The following is a 22,978-nucleotide window of genomic DNA, read 5'->3' on the forward strand; positions in this document are numbered from 1 at the left end:
AGATGACCAGTAAAGTCAGAGTGCCGTCGAATGAAATCATTCAGGCGTTGTTAGGCTACCGCCGCGTGTTTCGCACGCTCGGCGCATTTAGCATGCTCATCAATCTTTTGATGCTCGTGCCGTCCATTTACATGCTGCAGGTATATGACCGCGTGCTGCCAAGCCGTAATGGCGTCACGTTGGCGATGCTGACGCTGATGATGCTCGGCATGTACGGGTTCTCGAGCGTGCTCGAATATGTGCGCAGCTTTATCGTGATCCGCATCGGCGGCAAGCTGGACATGCACCTGAACAGCCGCGTATATACCGCTGCGTTTGAAACGAATCTCAAACAACAGGGCGTAAATGCGGGGCAGTCTCTCAATGACCTGACCACGATCCGGCAATTCGTGACCGGCAATGCACTGTTCGCATTCTTTGATGCACCGTGGTTCCCGATTTATCTGGCGGTTATCTTCATCTTCAATGTCTGGCTCGGCGTGTTTGCATTGGCGGGCTCGGCGATCCTGATAGCACTGGCAATCGCCAACGAACGTGTTTCACGTCGTCCGCTGTCGGAGGCGACCAGCTTGTCGATTCGCTCGACCACACTCGCCACCGCTAATCTGCGCAATGCCGAGGTCATCGAGGCAATGGGCATGCTGCCCAGCCTGATGGCGCGCTGGTCGGTCCTGAACGCGGGCTTTCTCTCGCGCCAGGCTGAAGCGAGTGAGAAAGCGGCACTGGTCGGCAATGTCACGAAGTTCTTCAGGCTCTCATTGCAGTCCCTCGTACTGGGCATCGGTGCGCTGCTCGCGATCGACGGCAAGATTTCTCCGGGCATGATGATCGCGGGTTCAATCTTGATGGGTCGCGTATTAGGTCCGCTGGAAATGGTGATTTCGGTCTGGCGTCAGTGGAGCGGCGCTCGCAGTGCGTACGACCGGCTCGTCGAACTGCTCAAAAACAATCCGGTGCGCCGAATCGGCATGACGCTGCCGCCGCCGACCGGACGGTTGACGCTCGAAGGCGTGAGCGCCGCGCCGCCGGGGATCCGTGTGCCGGTGGTGCAGGGCCTGTCATTCACGATCGAGGCCGGCGATGTGGTCGGCGTGATCGGACCCAGCGCGTCCGGGAAGTCGACGCTCGCACGGCTGATGGTCGGCGTGTGGCCTGCCGCGGTCGGCACCGTGCGGTTGGACGGCGCGGACATCTATCAGTGGGACAAGGATCAGCTCGGACCACACATCGGCTATCTGCCGCAAGACATCGAACTGTTCGGCGGATCGATTGCGGAAAACATTGCACGCTTTGGGCAAATCGAATCGGAGAAGGTCATCGAGGCGGCGAAGCTCGCCGGGGTCCACGAGATGATTCTGCGTCTGCCGCAAGGCTATGACACGTTGGTTGGCGATCGCGGCGCCGGGCTCTCCGGTGGCCAGAAGCAACGCATCGGTCTGGCGCGTGCGCTGTATGGCAATCCGTCGTTTATCGTGCTCGACGAACCGAATTCGAATCTCGACGAAACCGGCGAGGCGGCGCTCAAGCTGGCGATCGAGCGCTTGCATGCAGCTGGCAAGACCGTCGTGCTGATTACGCATCGGACCAGCATCATTGCGGCTACGACCAAGCTGCTGCTGCTCGTCGAAGGCCAGCTCAGGATGTACGGGCCCACCGCGCATGTGCTGGCGGCGTTGCAGAATGCTCCCGCGAATACGGCGGCTGCGCAATCGGCTGCTGCAAAAACGACCGCCACGGCTAGACCTGCCGCGACGGCTCAACCGGCCGCCTCAAACCCGGCTTCGTCCAACCCTCATCAGCCATCCAACGCTCAATCAGCGGATGCGGATGCCACAGTCTGACCTGCAGATTTTCCATGGTTAATTCCACAAGCAAGAAAGCGGCGGCGCCTGCCATCGAGGTGCTCGGCACCGGATTGCCGCCGGTCGTCAATGTCGATGAATCGCGTTACGTCAAGATTGGCTGGATCGTCGTACTGGTCGGCATCGTAGGCTCGTTGCTGTGGGCCGCATTCGCGCCCCTCAGCAAGGGCACAGAGGTTCAGGGAACGGTGGTGGTGGCCGGCAATCGCAAGACGATCCAGCACCCGACCGGTGGCATCATTCGCGAAATCCTCGTTCAGGATGGCGATCAGGTGAAGGCCGGGCAAGTGCTCGTCAGGATGAACGACGTGCAGACGCGCTCGCAGAACGCGACCATCCGCTCGCAGTACCTGACCGAGCTCGCCACCAAGGCGCGCCTCGTCGCGGAGGCGACCAATGCGAAGACCATCGCCTTCCCGCGTGAGTTGACGGACGGTGTCGCCGCACACGACCAGGAGGCCGAGGCCGACGTGCAGCTGCAGGAGCAACTGCTGAGCGCGCGCCGGCTGGCACTGAAGGCGTCGATTGGCGCGCTGCAGGAGAGCATCGCCGGATACCAGGCGCAGCTGGCTGGCGAAAACGACGCGCATGCTCAACGGCTGCTCGAGCACCAGGCGCTGCAGGACCAGTTGACCGGCGTTCGTGAGCTGGCGATCGAAGGATATGTGCCGCGCAGCAAGCTGAAGGACCTCCAACGTCAGGAAGCCGTGCTGAACGGCGAGATTGCGCGCCAGGCGGGCACCGCCGGGGAATTGGCGAGCCAGTCCGCCGAGGCGCGTCTGCGTATCGCACAAGCGCAGGAAGACTATATGAAAGAGGTGCGCACGCAGTTGAGCGACGTGCAGCGTGACACCGAGGCATTGCGTAGCCGGCTGGACGAAAGCGAATTCAACCTTGCCAACAGCGAGATCCGTTCCCCGGTTGACGGCACCGTCGTCGGGATGAGCGTCTTCACCGAAGGCGGCACGATCGGCCCCGGCGCGAAGCTGATGGATGTGGTGCCGACTGGCGAACCGCTGGAAGCGGAAGGGCACCTCGAGGTGAACCTGGTCGACAAGGTTCGCACGGGAATGCCGGTCGACATGATGTTCACCGCGTTCAACCAGAACACCACCCCGAGAGTGTCCGGCACGCTGACGTTCGTGTCCGCCGACCGCCTCGTGGACGAACACACCGGCGCACCTTACTACCGGGTGCGCGCCAAAGTGACCGAGCAGGGCATGAAACAGTTGCGCAAGCTGGATATCAAGCCGGGCATGCCGGTCGAGATATTCATCAATGCAGGTCAGCGTTCGATGCTGAGCTATCTGCTCAAGCCGATCTTCGATCGCGCACACACTGCATTCACGGAGGACTGAAGTGCAGCGCGTTTTTTCACTTCGGTCGTCTGACGCCGGTTCTACCGGCACGGCGCAGGCCGTTCCACGCCTGCGCACATTGTTGCTGGCGATGTCGGTTGGTGCCGCACTGATCGCGCCGCGTCCAGCGCTTGCGCTCGGCCTCGTCGATGCGTACGAAGCCGCGCTGGGCCATGACCCGATTCTCGCGGGCGCGGCGAAGCAGAAGGAAGCCGATGACGCGAATGTCGGGATTGGCCGCTCGTATCTGTTGCCCAACGTCTCGGCGAATTACGCGCGATACCGCGACATAACCGATACGAAGAACATGGGTACGTCGTATGGGGACTATTCCACACATCAGGTCTACGGTGCCTATTCCCAAGGCGTTTCGCTGCGTCAGCCACTGATCAGTTTCGAAGGCATTGCGCGCTATCGCTACGGCAAGGCAACCGCGCTCGCCGGGGACGCGACGTTCGACGATAGCCGGCAGGATTTGCTAGTGCGCGTGTTAACTGCCTATACAGATACCGTCTTCGCGGAAGATCAGTTGTCGCTCGCGCTCGCGCAGAAAAACGCGTTCGATGAACAGTACGCCGGCAATCAGGCGATGTTCAAAAACGGCGAGGGGACCCGCACGGATATCCTCGAAACGAAATCGAAAGCCGCGCTGGCAGAGGCCGATGTCGCCGACGCCCGCGATAGCCTGGATAACGCTGCGCATGCGCTCGAAGCGCTGACCGGTTTGCCGGCGTCGCTCGATGTCGCGGGTCTTGACCGGCTGAAGGACGACTTTCAACCGGTGCTGCCCGAGCCGCTCAGTTTCGATCATTGGCACGATGTTGCGTTGGAAAACAATGCGCAGTTGATCGCTGGCCGACACTCAGTTGAAGCGGCGCAGCAAAAGATGAAGATCGTGCAGGCGGGCTTTTATCCGCGCGTGGATCTGGTAGCGAGCGTTGGCCAGAATCAATCGACCCAGACCAATGCGATCGGTGCTCGCTATCTGACCAAATCGGTCGGTGTTGAAGTCACGATACCGCTGTATTCCGGTGGACTCGTGCGCGCGTCGACCCAACAGGAGCAGGCTAATTACGAACGTGCGCAATTCGAATTGCAAGACAAGACCGACAAGGTGTTGCTCGACCTGCGCAAACAGTACAACCAGTGCGTGAGCAGCATGACGCGCATCGACTCCCTCAAAAGCGCCGTCGAATCCGCGATGCTGCAGATCGTGGCGACCCGCAAAAGCGTTCAGGCGGGCGTGCGCACGAATGCCGACGTATTGACGGCTACGCAGCAGCTGTATACGGCCAAGCGCGATCTGGCGCACGCGCGTTATCAGTTCCTACTAGCAGAATTGCAACTCAAACACGCTGCGGGGATATTGACCGAGCAGGATCTGGTGGAGATTGCGCAGTCGTTCGTTCCACCTGGCCAGGCGGCGCCGCTCGCCAATGCCGTGGTGCCGACAGCGCGGATTCATTGATCAATAGAATGCGCCACGCCCAGTCACGCGTCGGTGTGGCATTGGCGTGGCGGTTCTTTTTACTTTTTTTACTTAAAGATTGTGCTGGCACGCACAATCTTGTCTGGGCATCTGCACTAAATTAGGTGACATCGCGGTCCGGCAGCATTCCCATTTGCTGAGTGCCGCGCAATCTCACCGAAACAGATCATGAAGCCCGATTCAATCACAAAGCGAAAGGCCGCAAGCGGCAAAAGACTCGGTCTACGACGCTGGATCGTGGACTGGGCCATCGAGCCGGCCGCTACCTCAGGCCATATCAGCCTGTCGTTATACGTGGCGGGAGAGTCGGACGACAACGTTTGCTCGTCGACCACCCGGCATTTCCTGCTCCGACAGGATCGGTTAAGCGAATTGATCGATGCGCTGAACGGGACGCTGCAGCATTCAAATGCCAGCCGCCTGCTCGAAGAACAGGCGCGCACAGCTGATCCTGCCGTGGGCAATGACGCGGACACCCCCGGGGAGTCTGCAGAAAAGGATCAGCCGGATTTGACGTCGAACCACTTCGCACTCGGCGCTTATGGCCTCGTGGGTAATTGACGGCAGCGGCATGCGATTTCTTTAGGGTCACGCTTGATTTTAACGTTTGCGTCTCTTATGCCGGAGTGTTGGCTGGTCCTTCCGGTTGGCAAGGCCGGTCCCAGCCCGAGAGGCGAAACAAGCGCTGATGCGCTGCCGCGCCCAGCGCTCGTATTCTTTGCAAGGCTTTTTTAAAAGCTCTTTCCCGCATCAATTGCCTCTTTCTCAGGTCCGAGTTGCCCAGAAAAAAAGCAACTCTATCGCCGAGTCTCCAACTATTTGCACTTTTGTGCGCGCCATCACAATTCGCGAACATCCCGACGTTGAAAATCCATCTGCGTTGTAGCTTTGTGGAAAACCGTCGGGTGATTCAAGTCAAATGAATCTGACGCGTCGACTCCCTAACGGCTCATGACGTATCACACATGTGTTGATTATTCGGACTCTATCGGAGAAGAATCAAATGGCTGCAGCACAATATTACGAAGAAGTACAACAGGCGTATCTGGCTTATTATGGCCGCCCGGCTGACCCCGCAGGTCAAGAATACTGGGCAATGCGTTTGGACAACGCCGGGGGCAACCTGAGCTCGATCATCAACGAGTTCGGTACGTCGACTGAATCGACCGCCCTGTACGGCGGCTCGAACATGGCAGCGCAAATCACCGCGATCTATCAGACGCTGTTCGGCCGTGCTCCTGACGCCGAAGGTCTGAACTTCTATCAACACGGCATTAACAGCGGCGAATTCACGCTGGCTTCGGTCGCGCTGAACATCTTCTACGGCGCGACGGGCGACGACAAGGCTCAACTGGATGCCAAGCTGGCCTACGCTGACGCATTCACGAATGCTCTGTCGGAATCGGTATCGGCGCAAATCGCCTACTCGGGCAAGACCGCTTCGGACAATGCTCGCGCAGCCGTCGCAGCCGTGACCGATACGGCTTCGGAAGGCACTGCAGTCGAGAACCTGGACACGACGCTGGCGAACATCAATGCGGGCGCTGTTGGACAGACGGTTACGCTCACTACGGGTGTGGATGCCGTCACTCTGAAGGGCAACAACAACGTCGTTAACACTGTGTTGACGAACAACGGCAACGCTATCACCGGCACGAACCCGTCGACGCTGACCGCTCTGGACAGCATCAAGGGCACCGGCACCGGCAACACCCTGAACATCGTTGACGCATCAACTGGCGCCGCTACGACGCTTCCGGGCGGTATTTCGGTTAGCGGTGTCCAGACCGTAAATCTGCAAACGGTGAACGGCGTTGGCGCTGCACTTGCTACGCCGTTCGACGTGAGCGGCTTCACGGGCCTCACGAGCTTCAACGTGACGACCTCCACTGGCGCTGATTTTGTCAAGGCAGCTGGCACGACGGCGGTGAACGTTGTCGACACGTTGGGTAAGGTTTCGGTGGTTGGCGGCTCAACTGTTGCCGTTACGACTGACGCTACCTCGGCTGTCGGCATCACCGGCGCGGCTGGCAAAACCACTGCAGTGACCGTCAACGGTGGCGGGAGTGTCACCATCATTGACGCAAATTCTGCAACCACCGTCGGCGCGGCAGGCACCACCTATGCGGTCCATAACGCTCCGGCCACCGCGACGGCCAACACCATCGCAACCGTCACCGTTAACGGCAACAGCGGTGCTGCCGTTATCGACAGCGACGCGCTGACCACGCTGAACCTGAGCAACGATTTTGGCGGCTCGGTGACGATTAACAACACGACGGCAAAGCAATCGCTGGCGCTGAACCTGTCGAACGTTGGCTACGACGCAACGGGCGCTGCGGCAGCGGAAACCATCGCTTCGGGTGCGACCACCCTCAACGTAGCAGTAACTGGTGCATCGGACGTGGTGATTAACGATGCAACGGCAACGGCCCTGAACGTGTCGGGTTCGGCGGCACTGTCGCTGACGGGTACGCTGACTAACCTGAAGGCCGTTACGGTCGCGGGTTCGGCTGGCCTGACGGCTGACCTGTCGGGTGACGCCAGCCTGACCGACGTCAACGCATCTGCGACCTCCGGCAACAACACCCTTACGCTCGCGAGCGGTGTGACCTACGAAGGTGGTTCGGGTAACGATACGGTAACGCTGAGCGCTGCTCCGACCGTTGCAGTTGATGGTGGCGCGGGTTCCAACACCTTGGCCCTGTCCGCCATCGGCAACCTGTCGTCCCTGACCAAGGCATCGCTGGCTAACGCCACCAACTTCCAGACCTTGGAACTGACCGGTGCTGTCGGCGGTTCCGGTGCTACGCTCGATGTTTCCGGTCTGCCGACCGGTATGGTCAATGTCGTTGTCGACACGCACACCGACGCAGCAGCCCTGACGTTCTCCAATGTCGCTTCGGGTTTCAGCTTCACCGAACTGGATTCGCAAGCTAAATCTTCGACGATTACGGAGAAGACGGACGGCTCGGCTGACGTGCTGAACCTGACGATGGGTAACGCCAAGAGCGTGGCACTCACCGACTCGATTACTGCGTCGAGCTTCGAAACCGTCCACCTCGTTGCCAATGCCGACACTTCGGCCGGAGCGGTTACCCACATCGTCAATGTGAGTGATGCTGCAGCAACCTCGTTGACCATCAGCGGTTCGGCTGGTGTCGACCTGTCCGGTGCCACGTTCGGCGCACTGACCTCGATTGACACGACTGGTGTCGCAGCGAAGGAATCGGTGACCATTGCTTCCGGCGAAACGTCGACGAATGGTGTGACGGTCAACGTTGGTGCAGTGGACTTCACGTTCACTGGTGACGCGGATGCGAAGCATACCGATACCATTACGGCAGGCGACGGCGTAGTGAGCATCACGGGTAGCGCCGCTGGTACGACGGTCGTGACGGCTGGTAACGGCGCAGCTGACATGGTCACGCTGTCGGCGGCGACCAACAACTCGGTCACGCTGGGTAACGGTGCTGGCGACCAGGTCACGGTCGGTGACGGCAACAACTCCATTACTGTTGGTAATGGCGGTACGGCTGCCGCGCATGACTCCATCACCGCTGGTAACGGCAACAACACCATCGTGGCAGGTTCGGGTGTGAACGACATCACTGTCGGTTCGGGTCTGAACACGGTGACGACGGGTGCCAATGCTGCCACGACGGTCACGATTGCGGCCGGCGTCAACGCCACGACCTACACGACGCTGACAGACTTCTCGACCAAGGGTGAGACGATTTCGTTCACTGGCGCGGCGGCTAACGCCCTCACGCTGGGTTCGAACATCACATCGAGCCTCGACGCGTCGACCTCGACGTTCAAGGACTTCGTGAACTACGCCGTCGAGAATACCGCAGCGCATACGGTCAGCTGGTTCACGTTCGGCGGTAATACGTACGTTGTCGAGAACGAGTCGCATGGCGCGACGGGATTCACTGCTGGGCAGGATACGGTCGTGAAACTCAGCGGCACCGTTGACCTGAGCCACGCAACGGTCGGCAACGGTACGCTCGTCCACGCCTAAGGCTGCAGTACGGCGGCGGTTGATTGCCGCCGAACTCCGGTTGTCGGATAGGTGCAGCCGCACACAAGTCGAATGACAGCTGGGGGATTGGTGACGCGGCTGCGATAAATCGCTGACGGGCTTCGGCCCGTCACATTTCCCCCCATGCGGACGTCCGTCCACATGGGGGGATTTTTCTTTCTTGGATAAGTAGGTGAAGTTTTCCGCGTTCCCCGCGTTTCTAGGCCACGCCTACGACCAAGCAACAAAAAGAACACTTGTCCACGCCATGCAACTCCGGAATTTCATCGTCCTGCTGACGATGGCCACCGCTTTGCCCTATGTCGCAGTCCCGCTTCTGAATCTCGCACCGAACATCACCACCCTCGCCGAGCTTCTGGCACTGATCGAATTCGCAGGCGGCGGCGCACACGTCGCAGCTGGCTACTACTTCTTTCTGGAAAAGGAAGGCCGCTCCATCCTGCTTGCGCACTGGCCGCGAACCATCCTCGTTCCGCTGTGCATGGCGCTCGTCTACGGCATGATCTTCATGAAAGGCACGCCGGCGCTGAAGGCCGCGGCGCTGCTCTTCTATTTCATCTGGCAGACCTGGCATTACCAGCGCCAGAACTTCGGCGTATCGAGCTTCATGATGCGCGCCGGCCAGCAACCACCGCTAAGAAGCAGCGAACGGCTGCCGATGCAGATGGCCGTCATTGCCGCCATCCTCGCGCTGGTCAAGCTCTACAACCTCGGTACCGACCTCGTGCAGCCGCCGGTAGTGCACGTCATCTGGATTGCCGCCGCGTGCCTGCAGGCTATCGCTATCGCGACCGCGCTGGCTGTCGCGCTCTCCATTCGCCATCAGCAGGGTGCAGCCCGCCGCATCACGATCATCATGCTCGGCACGCTCTTCTACCTGCCAAGCTTTCTCTATACCAACCCGATCAACGCCGTCCTCTCGTACGCGCTGGCGCACGGCCTGCAATATCTCGTCTTCATGGGCTATATCGGTGACCGTCAGGAGCGCCGGTTGAGCAGCTGGGCGCGGCTCATCGTGCTGGCGCTTGCTCTTGGCGCGCTGATGATCGTCATGCAGGCGCGTAACGGTCAGCCTGTTCGGGAGTTTGTTTTCGGTGTGTACCTGTCGATTGTCATGACCCACTTCGTGATGGACGGCATCATCTGGCGCCTGCGCCACGCCCCGCAGCGGGCGTACATGGGACGTATCTTCTCGTTCATCTTCGCCCGGCCCGCATGACCGCAAACCGTTCGCCCGCCCCTCGGGTCGCCTGGCTCGAAGGGCTGCGGGGCGCAGCCACAGTCCAGGTTTTCCTGCTGCATTATCTGACTGCGTTTTTCCCCGGCGCCAATGATCGGAACGACGCACCGTTTCACTTTGGCTGGGAGGCCTGGATCGCCCGGCCTTCGCCGCTGTTCTGGCTGTTCGACGGCTATTCGGCGGTGTATGTGTTCTTCCTGCTCAGCGGGACAGTGTTGACTTATTCGTTTCGGGCCGCGCCCCTGCAAATACCGCGGCAAGTCGTGCGGCGCGTCGCCCGCCTCATCGGGCCGGTATTCTTCGCGGCAGCGCTGGCGAGCCTCCTGTTCTCACTGCTCCCAGGCAGCCACGTCGCCGCAGGCGCCGTCACCGGTTCAACGAAGTGGCTCGCGACCATTGGCCCTGACCCGTTCTCGGTGAGCCACTTCGTGCGCGAAGTCGCCGTTGAATCACTCTTCACCGGCTATCAGTGGAGCACGCTCTTTCCGCCACTCGAACCGCGCCTCGATACGATTGCTGGCTCTTTCAACGCGCCGCTGTGGACGCTGCACTGCGAGCTGTGGGGGTCTTGCCTCGTGATGGCGCTCGTGGCGACTCAACACGTGAGCCGCAAGCTTTATCGCGGGTTGCTGATCGCGACGCCAATCCTGTTCTGGAGCCATCCGCTGATGCTGTTCGTCGCGGGCCACCTGTTGGCGGACTTCGCCCAGCGCGAGCGCGATAAATCGGTATGGCAATCGCTCATGGCGGCAGCATCGCTAGCGCTCGGCGTCGCATTGTGCTGCACTCGCGACTGGCACGTGGTCAACAGCATCCGTCAATGGCTCACGCCGCTCGCCGTGCGGGGCGACGACCTGTTTCACTTCCAGAGCCAGCTCGGAGCCTTCTTCGTTTATCTTGCCGTACTCGCATCGGTTCGTCTGCAACGCTGGCTTTCGTCCCGGCCGTTCCTGCGCCTCGGCAGGCTTTCGTTCAGCGTCTACCTGGTGCACTTCCCCGTGCTCTTCACCATCAGTTGCTCGATATTCCTGATGTTTGCGCCGCTCGGCTATGGAGTGGCCGTCGCAGTAGCGTGTGGGGTTGGAGTCGTTGTCACGGCGCTATTGGCACTCGCATTCGAGCGTTGGGTGGATGGCATCGCGGTCCAGTTCGCGCGAAATCTGGGCAACGCGCGCACTGTGCGCGCACATCACGGAATCTAGAGTTATCGGGATTAGACTAGGATGCGCTAATATTCCACGCCTTCCATTACGCATTGGCTCTTATTTAGTACGCGACGAAACCTTGATCGCGTGCGCGTGCATTACGATGACTACTCAAATAAAAATCGAGTCCGAGGCCGAAGTTCAACGTGACACGGGAGTTTTACGCGCGAACCTTGTTCGCGTGGCAATTCCGATATTCTCAATCCTGATGCTTTGGTTTGTGGCGAGAGGGGTGATTGTCGGCACGCTTTCTAACATGGAGCGGTTCAATGGTCACTTTGTGAGTGACGGTTTCAGTTGGACCGCACCGGACATCAGCCTTCGGTTGCCGGCGGGCGCACCCACCGGCATGCTAACGATCGTCGGGAATGCAAGTCACGATTTGGTCTTGACCGTTTCCTGCCAAGGTTCGCCTGACTTTCAGATCAACGTTCAACGCGGGCTAATCCGGCAAACTCTCCCCCCGGTGTCCGCGTGTCGCGATGGTGCCATGCATATCCGGTCAGACTGGAGCTTTGTGCCTTCTCCGACCGGCGATAGCAGGAAACTGGCGTTTCAGGTCTACGAGGTACGGTCTGGGGGGAAGGTAATTCCTCTGGTTGATCTCGTCTCGGCCAGCCGTGGCATCTATGCGAAGGAAGCGGTTCGAGTCTCAACCGAGCCGGAGGACGTCCTGACCAACCGCGCAGATGCCGGCTGGTACAAGGGCATCGTGACTACCGGGTATAAGTACAACGGGGACAAACGGGAGCAACAGAACGTCGCGTGGCCATTTCTCTATCCATACCTGGCTAAGGCGGCCCAGACCCTCACCGGCCTCAATGTAGAGGCAGTCTTGATAAATTTGAACGCGGCACTGTTGCTCGCGGCAATGTTTGCGCTTTACGCATTAGGCCGCATGAGTCGACTTTCGCAGTGGCAATCATTGCTCGCTCCCGCGTGGCTGGCCTTCAATCCGTTCGCGTTTTTTCTTGTCGGCGGCTTCAGCGAAACTCTGTTCGTCGCACTCGAGTTCGTTGGCCTCGTCTTCATGTTGAAGCGATGGTATTACGCCGCAGCAATCGCCGTCGCGCTGATGTCAGCAACGCGCTTTGCCGGCGCCTTCGCCTACTTCTGGATCGCAGGTCTCATCATATTTGAGCCGTCGCTCAATGCCAGAAAGCGCATCTTCATGCTCGCGTCCACGGCCGTATTGAGCAGCTTTGGTATCCTGGCTGACATCGCGGTCAAATGGAAAACCACGGGTTATCCGCTTGCCGCGTTTCAGGTGCGCGCAGCGTGGACGCCGAGTCGATTCGGGCCTTTCAAACTGTTTCTCCGACCTTTGGATCTAATGCATGGGGAGTACGTTTTCGCATGCCTCCCGTTGATAGCGCTGGGGACATACGCGATTTACTGCGTCCGGGAAGCAACGCGCGACAAATATGACCGTAGGACGCTGCTTCTACTCTGTGGCGGCCTTTCAATGGCAATTTTGTCCATCGTCATCAGCGGAGACTTCCACGCCAATGGCCGGTATTTCCTGACGTTTGCGCCTGCGATCATTGGGATTTTGCGTGCTGACGGAGCCTCCACAAAATGCCCGCCTGTTCTTGGCATCGCCATGACCGTCGGCGCGGCATTTATGGTTTTCAACACCGTTCTCATTGAGATGGGGTTCCCTCCCAACTAAAAACATCTGTCACTGCTCCTTTTGCATGACCGATGTTGTACAATCCGGTCCGTTTCTTAAAGCCTGATCCCCGATAGCTCAGTCGGTAGAGCGCCGGACTGTTAATCCGTAGGTCCCTGGTTCGAGCCCAGGTCGGGGAGCCAAATGCGGGAGTAGCTCAGTTGGTAGAGCGCAACCTTGCCAAGGTTGAGGTCGCGAGTTCGAGCCTCGTCTCCCGCTCCAGCGTTACGTCATCTAGGCGGCCCATGTGGCTCAGTGGTAGAGCACTCCCTTGGTAAGGGAGAGGTCGGCAGTTCGATCCTGCCCATGGGCACCATCAAACATTCGCACCGGCAATCAATCTGCCGGCTTCTTCGCGATCAATCCCACGCTCGCTTGTAGATGATCAGTCAGTCACATCGCTCGAGCCGCCGGGTTTTTCACTCATCGACGTCCATCGAAAGTCATCCCGCTTGGCCAATGTGACCTGTTTGTGATTGCGATCACAGCTTCTCTCGAACACCGGCGTATATTCTGCGCACTGACAGAAGCCCTTGGTATGCAACAGGTAAAGAACGGTACGTCACACGACGAAGACGCACGAGATATGACGCTCGCAACGGTACAGCGATGGCGCATCGATTCGACGAGCCTGAACGTGACCGTCCATCTCGACGCGGACAGGTTTCCGTCGAGCCCTGTCGCACCCAATCAGCGAGGCTTCGGATGCGGAGCAGGCACGTCAGATGATCCGTGACCTGAGTGCGGCGGTGCTGGCACTGGAACTTCAGCGACACGCTGAACAGGCAGTCCATCTCCCTGATCCTCTCCGAAGCGACGCGACGCCACGCCGAGCACGCCGCGGCCGCCGCGCCACCGAAAAGGCGCAATTTGCTTTGCAGTGACTCAAAAACCGGTACGGATCTCTGCGCGACCTGAGTCGCTTCAACTTGGCGTTCGGCCGGTTGCGAGGTGGTGCAACGCGACACGATCCCGAATGCGGATCGCCTTGCTTTCCCGTTCGACAATCCCACGCTTTTCGAGCGACGTGATCACACGCGACACCGTCTCGCGGCTCACGCCCGCCATCGCTGCAATCGTGACCTGATTGGGCAGTTCGACTAGCGATGAATCGAAGGACGCACTCTGGTTGATGGCTGCCTCGATCACTGCGGTCACACGCGCATCCGCACGCGGCTGGCTTCGCGAGCTGCGCGCCACGATCAGCCCTTTGGCGCGCCCCGCGATCAGTTTATTCAGCGAGCGCGCCACGTCCGGGTCGCTGAGGAGCCGGCGGGCGTGCGCCCGGTCGAGCAGACCGACGGTACTGCGCTTCGTAGCAATGATATTGCCCAAGGTCGGCGCGCAGTTGAGGATCGAAATCTCGCCCGTACACTCGTCGGGATTGACAACGTAGAGCAGGAGCTCGACACCATCCTCGGAGTATGTCGACACACGGAGCTGTCCCTCGACGAGGAAGATCAGCGGCGACTCTATGGCCCCCTGATAGCAAATGTGATCGCCCTCCTCGATGTGTACAACCTTGGTGAGCCTGGTCGTGTTGCCGACTAAGTCGCTTCGCGCCTCGCGAAGCAGAATTTGCTTTCTCAACATTATTCGAATTACGTATGCGGGACTACTGAGATAGAGCAGAAAAACTCGGCACGGAGAATGCCGGTAACTAAACGTAACGCAAACTACAATTAAGTAATGAAGAGAATGGAGCAGACGCATAAGAAAAATTTGCTTGGTGCTTTCTGCGCGGCACTGCGCCGCCTTTATGCGTGCTGCATGAACCCGTGGGGAGCTGCCTTTAAAACGTGTCCAGACGGACACCATTAAGCATACTCCCCGCACAAATTCCAAAGGCGCGGGCAGCGCGCCGGAATACTCCGCTAACGGGACAGCGCCCGGCGTCGGTAATCATTTTAGTAAGCGGCGTGGCTAAATGCGCCATTTGAGGTCAATGCGGCTATTGGCGAAAACTTGTTCATTTTAACGTTTGCGAATTCAGGAATATCAACTCCGCACCCGGATTGCTGCACGGTTCAGCTCATAATTTATTTCCTCTCGCCGAGATGAACGCAAGTGCGTTCATCGTGCTCGCGGGAGATCTGCAACATCGTTTTCGAACGCGCGGTGCACCCAGACACAACTCAGATTGCGGTGGAGCAACTTGCTTAAACCGATCAGATGAACGCCGCGCTCGTTGAAGAGTGGGGATGCGGTCAACGTGCTGATGCGCTAAGCCCAGGACACTGCACCCAGATCTGTACCGACAGGCACGACCTATGCTTTGCGATCTCACCGGACGCCACCACCCTAAAACGCCGTAGAATCCCCAAGCACAGTTCGCCTTCGTGCGATGCAACCGAGTTTGTGCGACCCGCGGTCGCCGCTTATCGGGAGACAGTCATGGCTGCGCGTTCAATTGCGTCTCTGACGCTTTCCTTCGGTCTGGTATCGATTCCGGTCAAGCTCTACTCGGCGACCGACAGTGCTTCAGGTGTGGGATTCCATCTCCTGACACCTGACGGCGGGCGGGTCAAACAGCAGTACATCTCCGAGGCGACAGGCGAGGTCGTGGCGCGAGCCGACATGAAGAAAGGCTACGAGTTCGAAAAAGGCCAGTTCGTCGTTTTCACGCCAGACGAACTGAAAGCGCTCGAGGAAGGCGCCACGCATGTCGTTGAGATCGTCTCCTTTGTGCCGGAGAAGTCAGTCGACCCGCTGTATTACGACAAGGCTTATTTCATCGCCCCCGACAAGCGCGGCGGCAAACCGTACAGCCTGCTTCAGCAGGCGATGCGCGAAAGCGAACGGTGCGCGCTCGCGAAATGGTCATACAAGGGGAAGACACGCATCGTCCAGATTCGCTCAGCCGAGGACGGCATGGTATTTCAGCAACTGTTGTTCGCGGACGAAGTTCGCTCGCTGACTGAATTGCACATCGAGCATGTAGCAGTGACGAGCACCGAGCTGCAGCTCGCGCTACAGATAATCGACCAGGTGTCCGAAGATTCGTATGACCCGACGGCGTACGAGGATGAGGAGAAGAAGCGCATCCTGGCAGCCATTGACCAGAAAATCGCCGGCAAGCAGATCGTGTCTCCGGCCGAACCCGGCATGGAGTCGGGCGCCGAAGTGATTGACCTGATGGAGGCGCTTCGTGCGAGCCTTGGCCGCAACAAGACCAAACAGGCCGCGCCGGCAAAAGTCGCGCCCGTAAAGAAGGCGTCGGCAGCCGCTTCCGATGAGCTTGCCTCCAAACCGAGGCGACCGGCGAAGAGGGCGCCCGCCAAGGTCGAAGAAGCGGCTCCCGCCAAGGTTCGGGCGCGCAAGTGAAAAGGCGCAATGCCTCGCACGACTACTCGTTGCGCAGTCTCCAGTCGATACTCGGTGTCTCACGACGAGTGCTGTCCGGTCTGATCGACGCTGGATTCGTGCAACCGTCGCGTGGTCGTCGTAACGAGCTCCGGTTTACGTTCCGCGATGTCGTGTTGTTGCGCACGGCTTTCCAGCTTCAGTCGGCGAAAATCGCGTCGCGAAAAATTCTACGGGCGCTCGCGCGGCTCAAGGCTGAATTGCCTGACGAGCTTCCGCTGACCGGCATCCGCATTACGGCTGTCGGTGATTCAGTGGTCGTCAAGACAGGCGAGTCACAATGGGATGCGACCTCGGGCCAGCTTCTGCTCGATCTGGAAGTGGCGCCCGTCAAGGGCGAAGTCGCGTTCCTTGACGCTGCGCCCCGGAACATCGTTGGCCGGGAAAAGCAAACCGAGGAGTGGTTTGCTCTTGCAGAGGAGCTTACCGATACCGACGTCATCGGTGCTGAGCAGGCCTATAAAAAGGTGCTCGAGTTATCGCCGATTCCGCACTACGACGCTTATAACAACCTTGGCGTCCTGCTTTGCGAGGTCGGAATGAAGTACGACGAGGCATTATCCGTCTTTGACCGGGCGCTCGAGCATTTTCCGGAGGACGCGCTGTTGCACTTCAACCGCGCGGTCGCTCTGGAAGAACTGGAGCGATACGACGCAGCAGTGCAAGCCTATGAACGATGCATCGAGCTCAATCCCACTCATGCCGACGCTCACTTCAATATTGCACGCCTGAGCGAGATTCGAGGCGACAGGCAGAGTCTTCTAAGGCACCTGAGTGCGTATCGCCGGCTAAGCAGGTGACGCGCACTCGACTGACCTGCGGAGCAGGTACTTACGCGGCGCTATGGCTGCGTGCGGCGCGCCCGCCCCTGCGCGCAGAACCGCTCAGCTCCTCTGTGGTTAGAAAGAATTGGCTGTTGTCCGCCAGCCGTGAAATCGAAAAATCGATGAAGGTTCTCACGCGCAACGGTTGCTCTGTTCTGCGACGGTAGTAGACGTAGATCGATTCGCGCTGGGTCACATGCTGAGTGAGCAAAGGCACGAGCCGTCCCGCGCGGATGTGTGACACCGCTGAGAAGCTTCCGAGTTGCCCGATCACCAGTCCGGCCAGTACCGCTTCCGCCTCCGCGTCGACATCGTTCGAGCACACCGACGCAGCCATCTCCTTGTACACGATCTCTCCGCCGATCATGAATTCCCATGGCGCGTGCTTGCCGGTATTCGCGCGCCGATACGCTGAGCAACGATGCGCATCGAGGTCATTGACGGTTTTCGGCGCGCCGTACCGTTCAAGATAGGCCGGTGACGCGCACACGATCAACTGAATCGGCAGAAGCCGTCGGGCAATGGCGCCACCGGAAGGCGGCGAGCCGCCGCGAAAGCCGACGTCCGCGCGATCGCTGACCAGATCCGTGAAATGATCGTCGAAACGCACGTCGATCTGCACGTCAGGGTATAGCGCCGCAAACTCCAGGATCAACGGCAACAGTACCGTTCGTCCGAGCGCTGTAGGCGCGCTCACACATAGTGGCCCCGCGACTTCCTCTTTTGAACGGCGAGCATCGTCGATCGCAGAAGACAGCATCGCGAGGGCTGGCTCGACACTTTGCAACAGCCGTTGTCCCTCGTCGGTCAGGCTCAGCTTGCGTGTGGTCCGATGGAAAACCTGCACGCCAAGCGATTTTTCCAGCTGCATCACAGCGTGGCTTGCCGCCTGAGGCGAGATGCCCAGGTCTACGGCTGCCCGGCGGAAACTGCCGAGCGTCGCCGTGCGGACAAAAACCGAAATAGCCCGGACCTCGTTCATCGTCGCCCCCCCCATTAGCAAATTTTAGTTGATTATGAGTCTAACATCCGACGGCTAGTGCACAGCATGAGAAACGCTACGAAACAGCAGTTCATGCGCGTCTGGGCTATTACGGGTGCCTCGCGCGGTCCAGGCGCGCTGATTGCGCAGGCGGCGCTTGACGACGGAAATGCAGTCCTTGCCGCAGGGCGCAACGTCGAGGCGATTATCGAGCGTTTCGGCGAAAGTCCGGCACTGCTGTCGGTCAAGCTCGACGTGACTGACGAGCAGCAGGCCAAAGCCGCCGCCGCGGCAGCTGTCGCAAAGTTTGGTCGGATCGATGTGTTGATCTACAACGCCGGGTTCGGCCAAGATGTAAGTAGCACGCACGCTGTCTCACCCGAAGTGGTACCTAAATCCTGTTCTATTAAGAGGAGTATCTGATGTCGAACAACGCTCAAGTCCGCCCGTCGCTGCCGCCGTTCACGCGCGAATCCGCAATCGAAAAGGTTCGCCTCGCCGAAGACGGCTGGAATAGTCGCGACGCAGAGAAGGCGTCTAAGGCGCAATCGCGCCGAGTTTGCGAATAACCGGAAGAAGCCCGTGCGCTTCTCGAGCGCAAGTGGCAGGCGCTAATTCCTGCCAACTATCGAAAGCGCAGACTTTCGCGAGAGAGCTCGCTGACCGAGGTACACCCCATCAATTTCATGCCCCGCACCAACTCCGTTCTCATCAGAGCCAGTGCCCGCTCAACGCCAGCCTGCCCGGCAGCTGCCAGTGGGAACAGATAGTAACGTCCGACGCCAACGGCTTTGGCCCCTAGAGCCAGCGCCTTCAGAACATGGGTTCCACGTTGCACTCCTCCATCCATGATGACGTCCAGCTTGTCGCCCACAGCATCTACAACCTCCGCAAGCTGATCGAATGCGGCTCTCGATCCATCTAGCTGCCTGCCGCCATGATTGGAGAGCACGATGCCAGTACAGCCGATTGCTGCCGCGCGCTTCGCGTCCTCGACAGACATCACCCCCTTGAGGCAAAACTGGCCATCCCAGTCACGGACCATCTCGGCGACGTCGTCCCAATTCATCGAAGGGTCCAACATTTCCGTGAAGTAGCGGCCAATCGACATGGCACCGCCGCCAAAGTCGACGTGGGTCTCCAGTTGCGGCATGGAAAAGCGCTCATGCGTGACGTAGTTCAGAACCCATCTGGGCTTCAGCGCGAATTGGAGAATACCGCCCAAAGTAAGTCTGAAAGGGATGGTGAAGCCTGTACGCAGGTCGCGCTCGCGGTTTCCACCAGTGATACTGTCGACCGTCAGCATCATCACATCAATGCCAGTCTCTTTGGCACGTTGCATCATTGCACGGTTTAATCCGCGGTCCTTATGGAAGTAGAACTGGTACACCTGCGGTGTCGGGAATGCTTTGCGTAACTCTTCCATGCTGACTGTGCCGAGCGAAGAAACGCCGAACATGGTTCCGTACTTCGACGCCGCCGCCGCCACTGCGCGTTCGCCTTCATGGTGAAAAAGGCGTTGCAGTGCGGTCGGGGAACAATACACAGGCATCGCCAGCCGCTGGCCGAGCACTTGCACCGAGAGATCCACGTCACCTACTCCCCGCAACACATTGGGTACCAGGTCGCATTGCTGGAAGCTCGCGGTGTTCCGGCGATAGGTCACTTCGTCGTCGGCGGCGCCATCGATGTAGTTAAAGATCGGGCCCGGCAGCCTTAGCCGTGCCAGCTCACGGAAGTCGTGAAAGTTATGGCAATCGCTTATCTGCATATTGCGCTGGTAGACATCGAGGCAACTGGCGCGATCCTGTTCCGCATGTTCGGATCTCAATGGGCACGCAGAAAAACAAGCTACGCCTTCCGCTCCTGGTCAATGTGCTGTGGCGAACACATGGATGAAAAAAAATCGATTGGCTCGTCGCTCGGATTCCGGAGTGAGGTAGCGGTTCCAGCGGGAAGTAGGTCGCCGCCGATTTGGCCTCCCGGAAGGCCAAATTTCAGGGACGGTCAGTTCTCATGCCGCGTTTTCCTCATCGTCGCCGGGTCGCGCACGATGGTGACCGCGCATGGCGCGTAGGCGAGCACCTGGCGGGCGACCGAACCGATCAGCCAGCGATCGAACGGCGTATGCCCGCGATGCCCCACGACGAGATGGTCGATAGCATGCCGCTCCGCGTACAGCACGATCTCTTTCGCCGGCGGCCCGACCACCAGATCGAACTCCACGGCTCCGTTCGAAGCGGCGAGCTTCGCCTTGACGTCGTCGAGGATCTCGTTGGCATGGCGCACTTCCAGCTCGATCAGACTTTTTCGCTCGACTTCGATCGCACCCCAGTCGGGCGTTCGCGCGACGACGAGCACATGCAAGCGCGCGTCGAAACGCTTCGCTAGATCGACAGCGAAAGTAACGGCATATTGCGCGGATGCCGACCCGTCATAACCTACCAGCACGTTCTGCATGATCTGCTCCTGTGCGGTTCGAACCGGGCGGTGACTTCGTCTGACGAAATCGATCGGGCCATCTGCGTGAACCGCGAGCTCTCCCCGACTTTGCGATGTCGGCGCGAAAGCATGCGTGATCCACTCGCGAACCTGCCGGGCGGATCGTCATGCGGACGACGTCGGCACCTGCGCTGTTGAATCAGTTGTCGTCGCTTCTTGACGGGAGATGCTCGTGAGGTTCGGGCTCTGCCGCGTCGGCGTTAGGAAGGTCGTCTGGGGCCGGATGTTGCTGGCCCTTCGGATCGGGCTGGCCAGTCGTGCCGGCGGATGTTTGCGCGGGGTCGCGAGAGGTGCCGGTCGGCTCAGCGGATGGATTGGAGGTCATGGTGTGCTCCTGCGCTGATGAATGCAGCTTCTATCATGATAATCCCCCTGACTGATTAGAGTAATACGCGCTGTCGCGCCCGACGGCAGTTTCTAGCCACGGTCTGGCGATTCTTGACCTAGACTTTAAGTCTTGTTGAATTGCATAGACACTTTCAATGTAAGTTGATGCGGCGATCGATAAGCAAAAGGAAGGTGTTATGGCTATCGTCGTACACAACATCACTGTGGGTCCTCCGAGCTGGGGCGTAGCGTGACGGCGAGCGATGCCGCGCCCGCTACGGGCGCCTGGCGACATATCGTGCGCGCGCAGGGCATCAGCCTGTCCTACGGCAAGATACGCGCGCTTTCCGGTATCGACCTGGCCATTGGGCGCAACGAGATCGTCGGCCTGATCGGTGACAACGGCGCGGGCAAATCGACGCTGATCAAGGTGTTGACCGGGGTCGTGCGGCCGAGCACGGGCAAGCTGTTCATCCGGGACGAGGAGGTCGACTGGAGCCGCTTTTCCGTGCGCGAGGCGCACCGATTGCGCTTCGAGACGGTCTATCAGGAAAAATCGCTGGGCGAGAAGCAGCCGCTGTGGCGTAACTTTTTTGTCGGCCGGCAAATCACCAACCGGTTCGGTTTCATCAATGTTGCCGAACAACGGCGCATCGCCAACGAAATATTGAAGCAGCAGCTCGGATTCCGCGGCGTGGGGATCGACGCGGATTCATTGATTGCGAAACTCTCCGGTGGCGAGCGCCAGGGCATCGCGATCGGACGGGCAATGTATTTCGAAAGCGATCTGATCATTCTCGATGAGCCAACGGTTGCGCTTGCCATCAGCGAGGTGCGCAAGGTTCTCGACTTCGTGCGCTCGATCAAGGCGTCCGGCCGCGCTTGCATCTATATCGAACATAACCTCGCCCATGTGCACGAGCTCGCCGATCGACTGGTCGTGCTCGATCGTGGCCGGATCGTCGCGGATTTCAAGTCGGGTGAGATGAGCCTCGAGGAACTCACCCGGTTCTTGATTTCGCTTCAGCAGAGCGGGCACGGGCCGGCGCCGGTTGCGGGGACACGGGCGTGAGCGATCCGATAAAAGAAAAACGGCCGGCGCGGCTAGTGTTTTTTCGTCTGCCAGGTTTTGCTCGCGTGGAGGGATTGCCGAGCGTGGTCGTGTTCCTGTTGGTGGTCGGCCTGTTCATGGCGACCGCACCGCGGGTCTTTTTAGGCTGGCCGATCTACTTCTCCTTCCTGACCACCGTGCCGCCGCTGGTGGTGTTGGCGATCGGGCTGACTCTGGTGATTGCGGCTGGAGAAATCGATCTGTCGTTCCCGTCGGTGATGGCATTCGCGGGCTTTCTGTTCGCCTGGTGCGTGAACACCACCGGATCAGCCTGGCTAGCCGTCATTGCGGCGTTGGCTGGCGGCGCGCTGGTCGGCGTCGTGAACGGGGTGTTGGTCGCGGTGGTCGGTGTGCCGTCGATCATCGTGACGATCGGCACGCAATTCCTCTGGGCCGGTGTTGCTTCGATTCTTTCCGGCGGGCTTTCCAATGCGCTACAGCAACTCGCCAGCGGTTCGGCCTATGCGGTATTCGCGGGCACGTTGTTCGATGTGGTCCCGATGCAAGCGATCTGGGCGCTCGGGCTCGCCATATTCATGTGGTTCATCCTCAATCGGCACCGTTTTGGCGAGCACGTGCTGTTCATCGGAGACAACCGCAACGTCGCGAAGGTCGTGGGCATCAACGTGCCGCGTGAGACGGTGAAACTGTTCACGCTGATGGGTGTGCTGGCTGGTTTCGCCACGGTTCTGCTCACGCTCGAGAATCTGAACTACTTCTCGACCCAGGGGCAAGGCTACCTGCTGCCGGCGCTGGCCGGCGTGTTCATCGGCGGAACGTCGGTGTTCGGTGGCACGGCGACGATCGTGGGTACTTTCTTCGGCACCTTCGTGATTGGCATGTTGGAGGCAGGAATCGTTGCGACAGGTATCGCCGGCTTCTGGGTACAGGCGATCGAAGGGGTGGTGTTCATCGTCGCCGTGATCCTGCATCTGTTGGTCGAGAATCCCGCCAGGCTGCGCGTATTGCGCGAAAAACTCAGGTTTGGCGGGCGATAA

General features: G+C 59.4%; 17 protein-coding genes, 3 tRNA genes and 1 pseudogene. 17 read left to right on the forward strand and 4 right to left on the reverse strand.

The window, feature by feature from the left end:
• Positions 1-2 precede the first annotated feature (2 nt).
• From BC1002_RS27185 to BC1002_RS27235, 11 genes are all read left to right on the forward strand, one after another.
• On the forward strand, positions 3-1,841 hold the full coding sequence (locus tag BC1002_RS27185) for a type I secretion system permease/ATPase (RefSeq protein ID WP_013093204.1): 1,839 nt from the start codon (positions 3-5) through the stop codon (positions 1,839-1,841).
• A gap of 14 nt (positions 1,842-1,855) precedes the next feature.
• On the forward strand, positions 1,856-3,220 hold the full coding sequence (locus tag BC1002_RS27190) for an HlyD family type I secretion periplasmic adaptor subunit (RefSeq protein WP_013093205.1): 1,365 nt from the start codon (positions 1,856-1,858) through the stop codon (positions 3,218-3,220).
• Position 3,221: 1 nt separating this feature from the next.
• On the forward strand, positions 3,222-4,688 hold the full coding sequence (locus BC1002_RS27195) for a TolC family outer membrane protein (RefSeq protein WP_013093206.1): 1,467 nt from the start codon (positions 3,222-3,224) through the stop codon (positions 4,686-4,688).
• 189 nt (positions 4,689-4,877) lie between these two features.
• Complete coding sequence (locus tag BC1002_RS27200; RefSeq protein ID WP_013093207.1) at positions 4,878-5,270, forward strand: hypothetical protein; 393 nt, start codon at positions 4,878-4,880, stop codon at positions 5,268-5,270.
• Positions 5,271-5,712: 442 nt separating this feature from the next.
• Positions 5,713-8,733: a DUF4214 domain-containing protein gene (locus tag BC1002_RS27205; protein ID WP_013093208.1), complete on the forward strand. Its 3,021-nt coding sequence runs from the start codon at positions 5,713-5,715 to the stop codon at positions 8,731-8,733.
• Between the two features lie 193 nt (positions 8,734-8,926).
• Complete coding sequence (locus BC1002_RS27210; RefSeq protein ID WP_157874762.1) at positions 8,927-9,973, forward strand: hypothetical protein; 1,047 nt, start codon at positions 8,927-8,929, stop codon at positions 9,971-9,973.
• On the forward strand, positions 9,970-11,196 hold the full coding sequence (locus tag BC1002_RS27215; RefSeq protein ID WP_013093210.1) for an acyltransferase family protein: 1,227 nt from the start codon (positions 9,970-9,972) through the stop codon (positions 11,194-11,196). The genes BC1002_RS27210 and BC1002_RS27215 overlap by 4 nt, the downstream gene beginning before the upstream one ends.
• Before the next feature lie 106 nt (positions 11,197-11,302).
• Entirely contained in the window at positions 11,303-12,871 is a 1,569-nt protein-coding gene (locus tag BC1002_RS27220; protein WP_013093211.1) for a hypothetical protein, read from the forward strand.
• A gap of 67 nt (positions 12,872-12,938) precedes the next feature.
• Positions 12,939-13,014 (forward strand) — tRNA-Asn (locus tag BC1002_RS27225).
• A gap of 3 nt (positions 13,015-13,017) precedes the next feature.
• Positions 13,018-13,093, forward strand: a tRNA-Gly gene (locus BC1002_RS27230).
• Between the two features lie 19 nt (positions 13,094-13,112).
• Positions 13,113-13,187: transfer RNA gene (locus tag BC1002_RS27235), tRNA-Thr, on the forward strand.
• 608 nt (positions 13,188-13,795) lie between these two features.
• Here BC1002_RS27235 and BC1002_RS27240 read toward each other — a convergent pair.
• Positions 13,796-14,464 carry a Crp/Fnr family transcriptional regulator gene (locus BC1002_RS27240; protein WP_013093212.1) on the reverse strand — a complete coding sequence of 223 codons (669 nt, stop codon included), beginning with the start codon at positions 14,462-14,464 and terminating at the stop codon, positions 13,796-13,798.
• 801 nt (positions 14,465-15,265) lie between these two features.
• Between BC1002_RS27240 and ku the strand changes: the two genes are divergently transcribed.
• Both ku and BC1002_RS27250 read left to right on the forward strand, forming a co-directional pair.
• Positions 15,266-16,195 carry a non-homologous end joining protein Ku gene (gene ku / locus BC1002_RS27245; RefSeq protein ID WP_013093213.1) on the forward strand — a complete coding sequence of 310 codons (930 nt, stop codon included), beginning with the start codon at positions 15,266-15,268 and terminating at the stop codon, positions 16,193-16,195.
• A complete protein-coding gene (locus tag BC1002_RS27250; protein ID WP_013093214.1) occupies positions 16,192-17,034 on the forward strand; it encodes a tetratricopeptide repeat protein in 843 nt (280 codons plus the stop codon). The genes ku and BC1002_RS27250 overlap by 4 nt, the downstream gene beginning before the upstream one ends.
• Positions 17,035-17,065: 31 nt before the next feature.
• Here BC1002_RS27250 and BC1002_RS27255 read toward each other — a convergent pair whose 3' ends face one another.
• Entirely contained in the window at positions 17,066-18,040 is a 975-nt protein-coding gene (locus BC1002_RS27255; RefSeq protein ID WP_013093215.1) for a LysR family transcriptional regulator, read from the reverse strand.
• 66 nt (positions 18,041-18,106) lie between these two features.
• Between BC1002_RS27255 and BC1002_RS27260 the strand changes: the two genes are divergently transcribed.
• Together BC1002_RS27260 and BC1002_RS36735 are read left to right on the forward strand one after the other, a co-directional pair.
• Positions 18,107-18,463 (forward strand): SDR family NAD(P)-dependent oxidoreductase, encoded by a 357-nt coding sequence (locus BC1002_RS27260; RefSeq protein ID WP_274380052.1) that lies wholly within the window; start codon positions 18,107-18,109, stop codon positions 18,461-18,463.
• A pseudogene (locus BC1002_RS36735) lies at positions 18,463-18,645 on the forward strand (DUF1348 family protein); the annotation flags it as partial. The gene BC1002_RS27260 and the pseudogene BC1002_RS36735, both read left to right, overlap by 1 nt.
• Before the next feature lie 20 nt (positions 18,646-18,665).
• Here BC1002_RS36735 and BC1002_RS27270 read toward each other — a convergent pair.
• Positions 18,666-19,811 carry an alpha-hydroxy acid oxidase gene (locus BC1002_RS27270; protein WP_013093217.1) on the reverse strand — a complete coding sequence of 382 codons (1,146 nt, stop codon included), beginning with the start codon at positions 19,809-19,811 and terminating at the stop codon, positions 18,666-18,668.
• 236 nt (positions 19,812-20,047) lie between these two features.
• Positions 20,048-20,500, reverse strand: coding sequence for a universal stress protein (locus tag BC1002_RS27275; RefSeq protein ID WP_013093218.1), 453 nt, complete (start codon positions 20,498-20,500; stop codon positions 20,048-20,050).
• A gap of 619 nt (positions 20,501-21,119) precedes the next feature.
• On the opposite strand from BC1002_RS27275, the gene BC1002_RS27280 reads away from it, so the two are divergent.
• Positions 21,120-21,941: an ATP-binding cassette domain-containing protein gene (locus BC1002_RS27280; protein WP_013093220.1), complete on the forward strand. Its 822-nt coding sequence runs from the start codon at positions 21,120-21,122 to the stop codon at positions 21,939-21,941.
• Positions 21,938-22,978, forward strand: a complete 1,041-nt coding sequence (locus BC1002_RS27285; protein ID WP_227717788.1) for an ABC transporter permease — start codon at positions 21,938-21,940, stop codon at positions 22,976-22,978. Before BC1002_RS27280 ends, BC1002_RS27285 begins: the two co-directional genes overlap by 4 nt.

The sequence above is a fragment of the Paraburkholderia atlantica genome (assembly GCF_000092885.1).
GTDB classification, from domain to species: Bacteria; Pseudomonadota; Gammaproteobacteria; order Burkholderiales; family Burkholderiaceae; genus Paraburkholderia; species Paraburkholderia atlantica.

Coding starts and splice junctions, on each gene's coding strand:
- BC1002_RS27255 (WP_013093215.1), bottom strand. CDS start 18,040: ATGAACGAGGTCCGGGCTATTTCGGTTTTTGTCCGCACGGCGACGCTC.
- BC1002_RS27190 (WP_013093205.1), top strand. CDS start 1,856: ATGGTTAATTCCACAAGCAAGAAAGCGGCGGCGCCTGCCATCGAGGTG.
- BC1002_RS27240 (WP_013093212.1), bottom strand. CDS start 14,464: ATGTTGAGAAAGCAAATTCTGCTTCGCGAGGCGCGAAGCGACTTAGTC.
- ku (WP_013093213.1), top strand. CDS start 15,266: ATGGCTGCGCGTTCAATTGCGTCTCTGACGCTTTCCTTCGGTCTGGTA.
- BC1002_RS27260 (WP_274380052.1), top strand. CDS start 18,107: ATGAGAAACGCTACGAAACAGCAGTTCATGCGCGTCTGGGCTATTACG.
- BC1002_RS27275 (WP_013093218.1), bottom strand. CDS start 20,500: ATGCAGAACGTGCTGGTAGGTTATGACGGGTCGGCATCCGCGCAATAT.
- BC1002_RS27215 (WP_013093210.1), top strand. CDS start 9,970: ATGACCGCAAACCGTTCGCCCGCCCCTCGGGTCGCCTGGCTCGAAGGG.
- BC1002_RS27220 (WP_013093211.1), top strand. CDS start 11,303: ATGACTACTCAAATAAAAATCGAGTCCGAGGCCGAAGTTCAACGTGAC.
- BC1002_RS27205 (WP_013093208.1), top strand. CDS start 5,713: ATGGCTGCAGCACAATATTACGAAGAAGTACAACAGGCGTATCTGGCT.
- BC1002_RS27270 (WP_013093217.1), bottom strand. CDS start 19,811: ATGCAGATAAGCGATTGCCATAACTTTCACGACTTCCGTGAGCTGGCA.
- BC1002_RS27200 (WP_013093207.1), top strand. CDS start 4,878: ATGAAGCCCGATTCAATCACAAAGCGAAAGGCCGCAAGCGGCAAAAGA.
- BC1002_RS27185 (WP_013093204.1), top strand. CDS start 3: ATGACCAGTAAAGTCAGAGTGCCGTCGAATGAAATCATTCAGGCGTTG.